Raw genomic sequence first — 12,242 nt, 5'->3', positions numbered from 1 at the left:
CTTGGCCGCGCCGGGGGTATCCGCGAGCGTGACTATTGCACCTCTTCGCACCGAGCCCGCGCTGCCCGTCGCGAGCGGGCCCCTGTCGTCCGCGGTCTGCGAGCTGCTCCGCCGGCCCGCGGGCGACACCGCAGGATTCGCTGCCCGCACGGCCGGCGCGGACCCGTACGGCCGGGATCTACAGCTGGCCCTCTACGTCTGCTACGAGCTGCACTACCGCGGCTTCGCCGGAGTGGACCCGGAGTGGGAATGGGATGCCACATTGTTGGAACTGCGGGCCCGGTTGGAGCGCGCCTTCCTCAATAGTGTCCGCGAGGACGTCGGAACGATACCGCCGGACACTACTGCAAACGATGAAATGGCCTCTGCCGCAACCGAGCCCGTGCGCGGTAGCGGCCCGTCGTGGTATTTGCGCGAAAGCGGCACCTGGGAGCAGGCCCGTGAGTACTTCGTGCACCGGTCGCTGTATCACCTCAAGGAGGGCGATCCGCACGCCTTTGCCATCCCGCGCCTGACCGGGCAGGCCAAGGCCTCCTTCGTCGCCATCGAGTTCGACGAGTACGGCGCCGGGCGCGGCCGGCGGGTACACCAGCAACTTTTCGCCGACCTGCTCACCGCCGCCGGATTGAATGCCGATTACCTCGCCTACCTGGACTTTGTCCCCGCCGAGACGCTCGCGGTGGTGAACCTGATGTCACTGTTCGGGCTACATCGCCGGTGGCGGGGCGCGGCCGTCGGGCACTTCGCCTCGACGGAGATCACCTCCCCGCCCGGGTCCAGCCGGCTGGTCGCCGCGCTGCGGCGGATGGGCGCTCCCCAGGCGTGCGTGGCGTTCTACGCCGAGCACGTCGAGGCGGACGCGGTACACGAACAGGTGGTGCGCGTCGATGTGGTCGAGGATCTGATCCGCCAGGCGCCGGAGCTGGAGGCCGACGTGGTGTTCGGCATGCGGGCCCGCGACGCGGTGGAGAACCGACTTGCCGATCTCATGATGTCGGCGTGGTCTGCGGGGCGATCTTCGCTACCCATGATGTGAAACTTAAGCTTTCACTGGGATTTTGCGTAAATCGTGGTTGATCCTTTGCCAATCGCAGCGGCTCTGGGTAACGTCTGATTCCTCCGGTTGAGTTCACAGCCGCACTTGAACGTCACCGTGTTTATGCGTCTCGGGAAGAGATTACGCTGACGTGATCCAACAGCACGATACGTCGACTGATGGAGCCACAAATGAGCACCAGCAAGATGACTGAAGCCGCGTTCGTTACTCCCGCAACGGAAGCCACCCAGGCCTGGCGCAATCACACCGCCAAATTCACCGTGCACTGGGGCCGGGCGGGAGCAGTGGTCGCTGCGGACGGCGAGATCGACGCGGCCAACGCCGGCCCGTTCGCTGATTACGCCAAGCGCTGCGCCGACTGCTGCGAATGGCTCATTCTGGATTTGGCCGAGTTGACTTTCATTGGCACGGTCGGGTTTACGGCTCTTCAGTCGATCAGCGCGCGGTGCGCCACCGCACGGACCAGGCTGATGGTGATACCGAGTCCGGCGGTGACCAGCGTGCTCCGGATCTGTGACCCGCAGTCGCGCCTCCCGCTGGTGGCGTCGCTGACGGACGCCCTGGCCGACGTGCAGAAGTCCGGCCGTCCGCTGCGCGCGGTGACCTGAGCCTAGGCAGGCACCGCGTCTGCGGCCCGGTCCCAGGCGCGGTGCTTGGCCAGCTCGGCGGCGAACGCGTCGAAGAAGTCGTCGTTCAGGTCGTCCGCCGCTGCCGCCGTGGTGACCACCCCGGCCGAGACGGTGACGGCTACGTCCTCGGCCAGCCGTTCGGTGATCCCCGCCTTGGGTAGCAACTCCACCCCCGCTCCGAACGCCCCGACGGCCTTGAGGTGCTTGTAGGCCTCGGTGATGAAGTGCATCGCGTAGCCGTCTTGCGACAGGGTGCGCATCGCATCCGGACCGCACGGCACCACCACCGCGTCGTAGAGCACCGAGGCCATCGTGGTGATCGCCCGGTCGACGCTCAGCTGCCCGCCCGAACCTCCGGCCAGCTCTCCGCCGGCGGCCGGCGCCAGCACCTCGGCGATGGCGCCGCGCTCGCGCATCGCCGCCACGAAGCGTTCAACACCCGCCACGTCGACGCCGTCGGCGGCCAACACCGCGATCTTGCGGCTCTCGATGCTGGGGACACCTCGCGCATCCGGCGGAAGGGTGGCGCTGTGCAGCTGCGAGAGCGCCGGCGACACCACGGCCTTCTCCGCGGCCTCGTCGAGCGGCTGCTCCTTGGGCGCGGGCAGGCCCAGCTGCTCGGCCACCTGGCCGGCCAGGCCGTGGTCGATGCGGTTGAGTTGTTCGACCACGCGCTCACGAATCTCGACGGTCTCGCATTTGCCCAGTTCGAAGGCGTACGCGGCGACGATGTGTTTGGCCTCGGTGTCGGACATGCTCTTGTAGAACATCCGCGCCTGGCTGTAGTGGTTCTCAAGGCTTGCGGCGCGTTTGCGGATCTTGTCGCCGTCCACCTTCTGGGTGTAGTGCCGGAACACGTCGGCGTCCTCCCCCGATTCCGCCAGCGCCGGGCAGCCGCCGCCCAGCGAGTTCTTGTAGTAGCTGGTCTTGCCGACCGGGATGGCGTGCTGGCTGTAGCCGTCGTGCTGGTTGGTGCGCACTTCGGCCACCGGCCGGTTGATCGGCAGATGATTGAAGTTCGGTCCGCCGAGCCGGATCAACTGGGTGTCCAGGTAGGAGAAATTGCGGAACTGCAACAGCGGGTCGTTGGTGAAGTCGATTCCCGGCACGACGTTGGCGGTGCAGAACGCCACCTGCTCGGTTTCGGCGAAGAAGTTGTCCGGGTTGCGGTTGAGCACCATTTTGCCCACCGGACGAACCGGGACCTGTTCTTCCGGAATGATTTTCGTGGCGTCCAGCAGGTCGAAATCGAAATTGAATTCGTCGCTCTCGGGCACCAATTGCACCCCGAGCTCCCACTCCGGGTACTGGCCGGCCTCAATCGAGTCCCACAGGTCGCGGCGGTTGAAGTCCGGATCTTTGCCGGCGATCTTCTGGCATTCGTCCCAGATCAGCGAATGCACGCCGAGCTTGGGCTTCCAGTGGAACTTCACAAAGGTGCCCTGACCCTTGGCATTGACGAAGCGGAAGGTGTGCACGCCGAAGCCCTGCATCATCCGGTAGCTGCGCGGCAAGGAGCGGTCCGACATCAGCCACATGATGGCGTGCAGCGTCTCCGGCTGCAGCGACACGAAGTCCCACAGCGTGTCGTGGGCGGACTGCGCCTGCGGGATCTCGTTGTCCGGCTCCGGCTTCACCGCGTGCACGAAGTCGGGGAACTTGATCCCGTCCTGGATGAAGAACACCGGGAAGTTGTTGCCCACCAGGTCGTAGTTGCCCTGCTCGGTGTAGAACTTGGTGGCGAACCCGCGCACGTCGCGCACGGTGTCGGCCGAACCGCGGGAACCGGCCACGGTGGAGAACCGCACGAACACCGGGGTCTGGGTGCCCGGGGTGGTCAGGAACTTCGCCGCCGTGTACTCGGCGAGCGAATCGTCGTAGGGCTCGAAGTAGCCGTAGGCCCCGGCCCCGCGGGCGTGCACCACCCGCTCCGGGATCCGCTCGTGGTCGAAGTGCATGACCTTCTCACGGGCGTGGAAATCCTCCAGCAACGTCGGCCCGCGTTCCCCGGCCGTCAGCGCGTCGTCGGTGTGGTCCACCCGCACGCCCTGCTGAGTGGTCAGGTAGCCGGACTGCCGGTCGTACCGGTGGTCGTCGAGCTGTCGCTGCTTGGGGTCACGGTCGTCGGTAGCCACCGCTGGTCCTCTCTGGGTAGGGGGACGGTATGGGGGTATTCCCTCGGTGGGTATCCCAGCCGGGACATCCGCAAACGAAAGGGACACTCGTGACCGCCCAAGCCGCTGTGTTGTTCGATGTCGACGGCACCCTGGTGGATTCCAACTACCTGCATGTGCACGCCTGGCGGCGCGCGTTCGCCGAGGTGGGTATCGGGGCCGAATCCTGGCGCATCCACCGCGCCATCGGGATGGACGGATCCATATTGGTGCGGCTGCTCTCCGATGACGCACCCGAGGACGTCCGCGCACGGCTCAAGGACCTGCACTCCCGCTACTACCTGGAGTCGGCGGCGCTATTGTCGCCGCTTCCGGGCGCCCGGCCGCTGCTGGAACGTATCGCCGCGCTCAACCTTCCGGTGGTGCTGGCCACGTCGGCGCCCGACGACGAACTGGCGGTGCTGCGAAAGGTGCTGGACTGCGACGACCTGGTCGCCGCGGTCACCTCGTCGGCCGACGTCGACGTCGCCAAACCGCACCCGGGGATCATCGGGACCGCGTTGGACCGGATCGGCGCAACGGCCGACCGGGCGGTTTTCGTGGGCGACGCGGTCTGGGACGCGCAGGCGTGCGTGCGCGCCGGAGTACCCAGCATCGGTGTGCTCAGCGGCGGGGTGTCCCGCGCTGAGTTGGAAGCCGCAGGCGCGGTGGGCGTTTTCGACAACGCCGAGGATCTGCTGGCGCACCTCGACCAGACGCCGATCGCCGACTTGGGGCGAGCCGGACATGGATGAGAATGCGTTTCTGACCACGCTGATCCGGGCGATGGGCGCCTTGCAGCGCGCCGACGTGCCGTTCGCCCTGGCCGGCGGAGCGGCGGTCTACGCCCGCGGCGGCCCGCACTCCCACCACGACATCGACCTGCTGGTCGAACCGTCCGACGCCGAGCGGGCCGCCGAAGCCCTCGCCGCCACCGGCATGTCGCGGTTCCAGCCGCCCGAGGACTGGCTGCTCAAGGTCTTCGACGGCGACGTGCTCATCGATCTGATTCATCGCCTGGGTGACACTCCGGTGAGCGCCGAGACGATTTCGCACGCCCCGCTGCTTCCGGTCGGTTCGCTGAGTGCGCGCGTCATCAGCGCGACCGAGCTGATGGTGCAGAAGCTCGCGGTGCTGGATTGTCACCGCTGCGACTACGCCGAGCTTCTCGTGGTGGCGCGCATCCTGCGGGAACAGGTGGATTGGGCCCAGGTCCGTTGGCGTCTGCGGGACTCGCCGTTCGCCAAGGCGTTCTGGCAGCTGCTGTGCGGGCTGTCCATCATCGAGTGCGAACACTTCCCTGAGCCCGAGGCGCCGGCCCATCTGGTCGCCGTGGTCCGGCGCAAACTCGCCGAAGACCCGGAGATCGGCGAACTGGGAATCGGAATCGAAATCGACTCCGGCACAGTGTGTCTGACCGGTTCGGTCAACGGCCCGCAACGCCGGGCGGCGATCGAGGCCGCTGTCGCCGGCATGGTGCGGCCGCGCACCGTGGTCAACGACATCGAGGTGGTCCAGCTGTGCGAGCCGGTCGAGCAGGTGACCGGGTGATCCGGGTAGCCGCGGTCGGCGACATCCACCTGGGCGAGGACTCGCGGGGCACGATGCGCTGGCACGACATCGACGAACGAGCCGACCTGCTGCTGGTGGCCGGCGACCTGACCTGCCACGGCACCGCCGCCGAGGGCCGCGTGGTCGCCGACGAATTGACCGCGTGCCCGGTGCCGGTGGTATGCGTGCTCGGCAACCACGACTACCACCAGAACCAGCAGGACGAGATCACCGCGGTGCTGCGCGACGCCGGCGTCGTCGTGTTGGAAGGCCAGACGCACACTGTCGACGTCGCGGGCCGGCGGGTCGGGGTGGCCGGTGTGAAGGGATTCGGGGGCGGGTTCGCCGGGAAATGTGCGACCGCGTTCGGCGAACCGGAGATGAAGGCATTCGTCGCCGCCACCAAGACGGCGTCGGCGGCGCTGCGCGCGGGCCTGTGGGCACTGGACACCGACTACCGGATCGCGCTGCTGCACTACTCCCCGGTCGCCGACACCCTGCACGGCGAGCCGCCGGAGATCTACCCGTTCCTGGGGTCGTGCCTGCTGGCCGAGTCGATCGACGACGCCGGCGCCGACCTCGCCCTGCACGGCCACGCGCACTCCGGGACCGAGGCGGGCCGCACCGCGGGCGGGGTCCCGGTGCGCAATGTCGCTCAGCCGCTGATCCGGGCGCCCTACACCGTCTATCACGTCAACGGCGTCCCCACCGCCGCGGCAAGCGCCGCCAGCGCGGCGAACATCCACGCCAGGTAGTCGCCGATGTGGCCGGAATGCGCTGCGCGCAAGGCGCTGAGCACCGGCGCGGTGAGGGTCCCGGCCGTGCGGCGAATCGCCGCAGGCCAGCGGTGCAGCCCGGCGGCCGCCACCCCCGCCGCCACCGCACAGCCGAGCGCACCCAGCCCGGCGCCGAGCACCGACCAGGAGGACGCCGCGGTGGCAGCCCCGGCGCCGACGAACCGGTGGGCGGCGGTGTCGGCGCCGCGCGCAACCGCGGGCAGCACCCCGGCCGCCAGGCAACCGGCCAGCAGCAGAGCGATTGCGGTGTACATGCTGGGCGGTGTCCGCCGCAGCCAGGTGTCGGGTTGCTCGTCGCCTCTGGTGGTCCGCCCGAGATCGTCGGACGGCTCGGACCGGCCACCGAGGCCGGTGAAGCAGCGGATGCCGGCGCGTAGCACCGCACCGCCGGTGAACGCCGAAACACCCAGGAACAGTGCCGATCCCCAGCCGCTGCCCAGGGCCTCCTCGCAAAGGGATTTGCCCAGCGCGGTACCGAACGGCGGCAGCCCGGCCAGTGCGACGGCCGCCGCGGCGTAGCAGGCCGCCAGCACCGGCTGGCCCCGGCCGCGGCCGACCAGTTCCCATTCGTCGACACTGTGGTGGCGGTCCAGCAGGATCCCGACTATCAGGAACAGCGCCGACTTGGCGCCGGCGTGCCCGATCGCATACACCGCCGCGCCGCCCACCCCCTGCGAGCTCAGCGTCGCGGTGGCGACCAGCAGTAACCCCATGTGACCCACCGTCGAATAGGCCAGCATCCGCTTGAGGTGCCGCTGCAGCACACACATCACCGAGCCGACGACCGCGGTCAGCACACCCGCGGCCACGAAGACGCGACCGATCACGGCCGGCGGCAGCACACCGGCGAACACCACCCAGTAGACCCGCCAGAGCCCGTAGAGCCCGAGTTCGACCATGACCCCGGAGAACAACACGCACACCCCGGCGGGTGCGACGGCATGCGCGTCGGCGAGCCAGAAGTGCAGCGGCACGATCGCGGCTTTGACCAGCAATGCCGCCGAGACCAGCACGAAGGCGGCCACCACCAGGGCATCGGGCGGGCCGCCCCGCAACGCCGCACCCAGTTGAGCCATGCCCAGCTGGCCGACGCGGGCATAGAGCATGCTGACGCCGACCAGGGTCACGCATGCGCTGAGCGATTGGATGATCCCGAAGTTGAGCGCGCCCTGGATCGCCGAGCGGTCTTCGATCTTGATACCGGTCAGCGCGTAAGCGACCGCGCCCATCAGCTCCAAGAACACGAACAGGTTGAACAGGTCCGCGGCCAGGACGAATCCGTTCATCGCGGCCAGGAAGATCAACAGCAGTGCGTCGAAGCGGGTATCGGCCTCGTCGAGTCCGCGGCGACTGTAAAGCGCCGCACACCCGGTCAGCGCACCGATCAGCACCGCCAGTCCCGCCGACAGCGGATCAGCCGCCAGGGCGATACCGACCGCCAGCCCGTCGCGCGGCTGCCAGCCCCCGCTCCAGGCCACCACGGTGCGTCCGGCTGCGGCACTCAGCACATAGCCGGCGGCACCGGTGGAGGCCGCCGAGGTGGCCAGCACCACCGCGTTGGCAAGGGAGTTGGACAGCCGACGGCCCAGCCCCAGTAGCAGACACGCCACCACGATCGGCACCGCGACCAGCAGCGGCAGCAGGGTGGTCGCGGCCGGCACGGCGGCTCAGCCCCGCAGCGCCGACAACTGATCCGGGTCCAGGGTGTGGTGGCGCTTGTGGACCTGGATGGCCAATGCCAGCAGGAGCGCGGTGACGGTGGCCTGAATGACGATGTCGGTCAACGTCATCGCCTGCACCACCGGATCCACCACGGCCGTCGATGCCGGAGCGTCGACGAAGATCGGCGGCGCTCCGCCCTGTTGGTAGCCGACCGCCAGCAGCAACAGGTAGGTGCCGGACTGCGCCACCGATAGACACACCACCGCGTGGATCAGGTTGCGGCTGCGGACGATTCCGAAGGAACCGACCAGCACCAGCCAGCCCGCCACCCCGTAGATGTAGGTGCTCACGAACGCTCCTTCCGCGGAGCGACGGTGATCTCCTGCGCCAAGAACTGCGCCAGCAGCACGGTCATGCCGCACGCCACCGCCACCCCGACCGCCGCGTTGAGCAGCGGTACCGACCCCGACGACAGCAGCTGGCCGCGCGTGCCGGTCGGCAGCAGGTTGACCAGGAATGCCCCGCCGGTGATCAACCCGGCGATCCCGATACCGGCGAACGCCGCCGCGCCCAGGGCCTCGCCGATGTCGAAGACGTTGACCGGACGCAACCGGTCCAGCGCCCGGAAGCTCCCGGTGATGTAGAGCAGGTGCAGACCGGTGGCCAGCACCACCCCGCCCTGGAAGCCGCCGCCCGGTGTCAGGTGCCCGTGCAGCACCACGTCGAGTCCCATCGCCAGCGTCACCGGCAGCAGCAGGTAGCCGACGAATCGGGTGGCGTCCAGGGCCGCGCGACGATCGCTGTCGTGGTATTCGCGCTCCTCCACAGCCGGACGCAGCAGCGCCATCACGCCGGTCACCGAGGCGACGAGAATCGTCTCCTCGCCGAACGTGTCCAGGGCGCGCTGGTCGAAGTTCACCGACGCGACCACGTTGGCCGTGGCGTGGGAAAACGCTTCCCGCACCGCAAGATCCCGATACAGGTGGTGGTCGTGGCCGAACGCGGGAAGTTCGGCGAAGCCCAGCCACAGCAGCAGGCCCACCCCGGCCGCTCCGACGAGGAACAGCGCCGTTCGCCAGGTGCGGGTCACCGGCCGACCTCGCGATGCCGGCGCTGCACCGTCCGGACGGCGAGCATGACCATCAGCGGCACCACCACCCCGCCGATCAGCAACTGGGACAACGCCACATCGGGCGCCTGCAGCATCACGAACAACACGGTGAGCGCCAGCCCGAACACCGCCAGCACGATCGCCTGCCGGTGCGGATCAGTGGTCATGGCGACAACAGTCCCGGTGACACCGACCAAGGTGACGGAGACCAGGATCAGCGCGGTCATGGCGGCGAATCCGCTTCCGCCACACCGGCTTCCTGCGCAGTCAGCCGAGCGGTGGCCGCTGACATCGCCGGGGCGGTGAGCAACACCAGCCCGACGATCACCGCGACCATCGCGGATGCTTCGGTCCAGCCCCGGTGCATGATCAAGCCCAGCCCGGTCAGCGGAAAGCCCACCGAGGTGGTCACGGCCAGCAGGTGCAGTTGGTCGACCACTTGTAGGGCGGCCGCCGCCAGCGCGCAGCAGACCATCACCGACACCCCGGCGAAGACCAGCAGCCAGGCGATCACGGCTCGCCCGCCAGCAGTCGGGCGTAGACCAGGGTCCCGGGAAAGGTGACCAGCGCCAGCACCAAGGGGACGATCAAAGCCCAGTCCTGGCCCCAGGAGATCGCCAGCACCACCAGCATCCCGATCGCGCCGATACCGGCGAATTCCAGACCGACCAGGCGCCGCCGGGGAGCGCCGCGAGCGGCGATCCAGGCGCCGGGCAGGAACACCCCGAGCTGCAGCACCAGCGCGGCCAGCTCTCCCGGGCTCACCGCCCCACCGCCGTCTCCAGCGCGCCCGGCCGCTGGCCGACCCGGTGCACCAGCACCGACCGGGCAGGATTGTCGAGCACAACGGTTCCCGGGGTCGTGGCCAGCGCCAGCGTCGCGACGGCCCGGCGGCCGGCCGCCACCGGCCCGGCTTCGTCTGGCAGGGCCACCGGGGCGATCGCCGACTGGGAACGCCGCGACGGGACCAGAATGTAGGCCCACACCTGGGCGGTTTGCTTGAGCACCTCGCCGGCAACCGTGGGAATCCAGCGCAGCCATCCCGGCTGGAACCGCCAGCTACCGGAGTTGGCATGCCGGGCCGCGCGGGCGGCCACCGCACACGGCAAGGTGCACAGCGCCGCCGCCACCAGCTCCTGCGCGGTGCGCTCGGTCAGCGTCACCACCCACAGTGCGGTGGGTATCAGCCACCACAGCAGGGTTTCGCCGGCCGCTCTGACTAACCGGCTACCGCCCGCGGACACGGCGGTTGTGCTTCTTGATCGCCGTGACCAGTTCCGATTTCCGCATCGTGGAGCGCCCGTGAATGTCCAGGCGGCGCGCCACGTCCATCAGATGCGCCTTGCTGGCGTTGGCGTCGACTCCCTCGGCGGACGGCCCCGAGTTGTTCGGCCCGCCACCGGCGGCACGCTTGTCGGAGGGGCCGCGCTTCTTCTTGGCCTCCCAGTGATCCCCGACCTTCTCGAAACTGTGCTTGAGCGCCGCGTAGGCAACCCGGTGCGCGCGCTGCTCGCTGCCGTACTCCTTGGCGGCCGCGTCGTGCGCTTTGGCGAAAGTGCGTTGCGCCTTGGCGCTGGAGCGTTGCAGTGTGCTGGGCAACTCGCCTTGCTTGGCGGCGCCGCTCTTCGTCGTCTTGGGCATGAGTCCTCCAATCAGCCAGTCTCGGCGGCATACCCGCCGAAACGCTTCGGCAACCATTTCCTCCCGGTGAGCACGTTTGCCGAGGCGCAGACCGGGCAACCCGGATAGCCGTGGATGCCGAACGTTTCCGTCAATTGCTCACCGCCCGTGCCCCGTTCATCTCGGTGTACTTCGAGGACTCGCACGACACCGAGGACGCGGCGACCAAGCTCGACCTCACCTGGCGCGAGGTGAGCGAACAGCTCACCCGACAAGGCGCAGACCAGCGGCTCGTCGATGAGATCGAACGCGCCGTGCTGGATCTGCGCCCACCGGTCGGCAAGAGCGGTCGCGCGGTGATCGCCGGCGCCGACGGCGTGCTGCTCAACGAGCATCTGCAGGTTCCCACCGCCACCACCGTCCGGCTGTCGCGGCTTCCCTACCTCGTGCCGGTCGTCGAGCACGGCTTCGCGCAGCTGAGCTACGTGTTGGCGGAGGTCGACCAGACCGGCGCCGATATCACCCTGAATGCCAACGGCACCCTGCGTTCGGAAACCGTTGACGGTGGCGGGTATCCGGTCCACAAGGCCGCCGGAGCCGAGACTCCGGGTTATGGGGATCCGCAGCCGCATGTGGAGGAGGCCGCCCGCAAAAACATCCGTGCAGTCGCCGCTCGGCTGGCCGAACTCGCCGACACCGCCGGGTCGAATGCGGTGTTCGTCGTCGGTGAGGTGCAGTCGCGTTCGGCATTGCTGGAGGCCTTGCCGAAACGCATCGCCGAGTTGGCATGCGAGCTGTCGGTCGGCGCACGGCACAGTGGCCACGACTCCGGCGAGCTGCAGGACGCGATCGAAGCCGAATGCCTGCGACGGCAACTCGAGGACATCCAGGACACGGTGCAACGCTTCACCGCCGAATCGGGCCGGCTCTCCGGGCTGGCGGTCGAAGGGCTCGCGGCGGTGTGCGCCGGGCTGACCCAGGGTGCGGTGGAGACGCTGATCATCGGAGACATGGGTGACGCGACCGTGGTCGCCGACGCCGACCTGACGGTCACCGCGGCGGACCCGGACACGCTCTCGGCATACGGTGCGGCCCCGGCGCATACGCTGCGGGCCGATGAGGCGCTGCCGTGGGGCGCCATCGCCATCGGTGCGGCCGTCGTCGGCGGCGGCAAGGCGGTCGATCCGGCCGACGGCGTCGCGGCGGTGCTGCGCTACCCGCCGACGGCATCGGCCTAGCCGCCGTCCTCATCCGGCTTCCTCCCAGTCGTCATCCTCGAAGATGGGTGGTGGGGGGTCGCCCTGGACGGGCACGGCTTCGTAGGCGGCTTCGTCGAACAAGGGGTCGTCGAGTACCGGATCGTGGCGCGGTGGCCATTCGTCGTCGGGTGGTGGTTGCTCGCCGGGCGGATCACCGGGTGACCCGCGGCGGTGGTAGTCGATGACGGCTTCGATGAAGTGGAAGGGATTCACCCGGGGCTGGCCGTGGTCGAGTTTCGGCGGGGGAATCCATTCGACCCGGCCGGTCTCACCGAGCCGGGTGACCCAGCCCTGCTCGCTGGCCATCCGATTATCCGGCGCACACGCCAGCGCCAGGGAGTCGATATCGGTTTGGCCGTTGTTCGCCCAATCGTGTTCCAGATGGTGCGCCTGGGACAGATAC

General features: G+C 68.8%; 15 protein-coding genes and 1 pseudogene. 6 read left to right on the top strand and 10 right to left on the bottom strand.

Annotated features, from left to right (window positions below; translation table 11 throughout):
* Positions 1-28: 28 nt before the first annotated feature.
* Positions 29-1,036, top strand: a complete 1,008-nt coding sequence (locus tag AC5Y31_RS00080; protein WP_499977350.1) for an iron-containing redox enzyme family protein — start codon at positions 29-31, stop codon at positions 1,034-1,036.
* 191 nt (positions 1,037-1,227) lie between these two features.
* Entirely contained in the window at positions 1,228-1,665 is a 438-nt protein-coding gene (locus AC5Y31_RS00075) for an STAS domain-containing protein (RefSeq protein WP_234787487.1), read from the top strand.
* Between the two features lie 2 nt (positions 1,666-1,667).
* On the opposite strand, the gene AC5Y31_RS00070 is transcribed toward AC5Y31_RS00075, so the two are convergent.
* Positions 1,668-3,821, bottom strand: coding sequence for a catalase (locus tag AC5Y31_RS00070; RefSeq protein WP_499977349.1), 2,154 nt, complete (start codon positions 3,819-3,821; stop codon positions 1,668-1,670).
* A gap of 89 nt (positions 3,822-3,910) precedes the next feature.
* Between AC5Y31_RS00070 and AC5Y31_RS00065 the strand changes: the two genes are divergently transcribed.
* The 3 genes from AC5Y31_RS00065 to AC5Y31_RS00055 are packed head-to-tail and all read left to right on the top strand — an operon-like array spanning position 3,911 to position 6,145.
* The gene (locus tag AC5Y31_RS00065; protein ID WP_499977348.1) at positions 3,911-4,594 is read left to right on the top strand and encodes an HAD family hydrolase; all 684 of its coding nucleotides are present in this window, start codon (positions 3,911-3,913) and stop codon (positions 4,592-4,594) included.
* Positions 4,587-5,390: a nucleotidyltransferase family protein gene (locus tag AC5Y31_RS00060; RefSeq protein ID WP_065026188.1), complete on the top strand. Its 804-nt coding sequence runs from the start codon at positions 4,587-4,589 to the stop codon at positions 5,388-5,390. Before AC5Y31_RS00065 ends, AC5Y31_RS00060 begins: the two co-directional genes overlap by 8 nt.
* Entirely contained in the window at positions 5,387-6,145 is a 759-nt protein-coding gene (locus AC5Y31_RS00055) for a metallophosphoesterase family protein (protein ID WP_499977347.1), read from the top strand. Before AC5Y31_RS00060 ends, AC5Y31_RS00055 begins: the two co-directional genes overlap by 4 nt.
* Here the strand turns inward: AC5Y31_RS00055 and AC5Y31_RS00050 are convergent.
* The 8 genes from AC5Y31_RS00050 to AC5Y31_RS00015 are packed head-to-tail and all read right to left on the bottom strand — an operon-like array spanning position 6,079 to position 10,601.
* Complete coding sequence (locus tag AC5Y31_RS00050; RefSeq protein WP_499977346.1) at positions 6,079-7,848, bottom strand: complex I subunit 5 family protein; 1,770 nt, start codon at positions 7,846-7,848, stop codon at positions 6,079-6,081. The two genes, AC5Y31_RS00055 and AC5Y31_RS00050, sit on opposite strands and share 67 nt — an antisense overlap.
* 6 nt (positions 7,849-7,854) lie before the next feature.
* Positions 7,855-8,199 (bottom strand): sodium:proton antiporter, encoded by a 345-nt coding sequence (locus tag AC5Y31_RS00045; RefSeq protein ID WP_065026190.1) that lies wholly within the window; start codon positions 8,197-8,199, stop codon positions 7,855-7,857.
* Positions 8,196-8,939 (bottom strand): MnhB domain-containing protein, encoded by a 744-nt coding sequence (locus AC5Y31_RS00040; protein ID WP_499977345.1) that lies wholly within the window; start codon positions 8,937-8,939, stop codon positions 8,196-8,198. Before AC5Y31_RS00040 ends, AC5Y31_RS00045 begins: the two co-directional genes overlap by 4 nt.
* Positions 8,936-9,187 (bottom strand): Na(+)/H(+) antiporter subunit B, encoded by a 252-nt coding sequence (locus AC5Y31_RS00035; protein WP_499977344.1) that lies wholly within the window; start codon positions 9,185-9,187, stop codon positions 8,936-8,938. Before AC5Y31_RS00035 ends, AC5Y31_RS00040 begins: the two co-directional genes overlap by 4 nt.
* Positions 9,184-9,474: a hypothetical protein gene (locus AC5Y31_RS00030; RefSeq protein ID WP_065026193.1), complete on the bottom strand. Its 291-nt coding sequence runs from the start codon at positions 9,472-9,474 to the stop codon at positions 9,184-9,186. The genes AC5Y31_RS00035 and AC5Y31_RS00030 overlap by 4 nt, the downstream gene beginning before the upstream one ends.
* Positions 9,471-9,725 carry an MrpF/PhaF family protein gene (locus AC5Y31_RS00025; RefSeq protein ID WP_065026194.1) on the bottom strand — a complete coding sequence of 85 codons (255 nt, stop codon included), beginning with the start codon at positions 9,723-9,725 and terminating at the stop codon, positions 9,471-9,473. Before AC5Y31_RS00025 ends, AC5Y31_RS00030 begins: the two co-directional genes overlap by 4 nt.
* Positions 9,722-10,204 carry a Na+/H+ antiporter subunit E gene (locus tag AC5Y31_RS00020; RefSeq protein ID WP_499977343.1) on the bottom strand — a complete coding sequence of 161 codons (483 nt, stop codon included), beginning with the start codon at positions 10,202-10,204 and terminating at the stop codon, positions 9,722-9,724. The genes AC5Y31_RS00025 and AC5Y31_RS00020 overlap by 4 nt, the downstream gene beginning before the upstream one ends.
* Positions 10,188-10,601 (bottom strand): ChaB family protein, encoded by a 414-nt coding sequence (locus AC5Y31_RS00015; protein ID WP_064857207.1) that lies wholly within the window; start codon positions 10,599-10,601, stop codon positions 10,188-10,190. Before AC5Y31_RS00015 ends, AC5Y31_RS00020 begins: the two co-directional genes overlap by 17 nt.
* Positions 10,602-10,711: 110 nt before the next feature.
* On the opposite strand from AC5Y31_RS00015, the gene AC5Y31_RS00010 reads away from it, so the two are divergent.
* Positions 10,712-11,818, top strand: coding sequence for an Rv2629 family ribosome hibernation factor (locus tag AC5Y31_RS00010; RefSeq protein ID WP_499977342.1), 1,107 nt, complete (start codon positions 10,712-10,714; stop codon positions 11,816-11,818).
* Between the two features lie 9 nt (positions 11,819-11,827).
* Here the strand turns inward: AC5Y31_RS00010 and AC5Y31_RS00005 are convergent.
* Positions 11,828-12,242: pseudogene (locus AC5Y31_RS00005) on the bottom strand (HNH endonuclease); the annotation flags it as partial.

The sequence above is a fragment of the Mycobacterium sp. NGS18 genome, assembly GCF_059813185.1.
The sequence above is the reverse complement of the archived record's forward strand: the minus strand, read 5'-3'. Positions and strand labels throughout refer to the sequence as shown.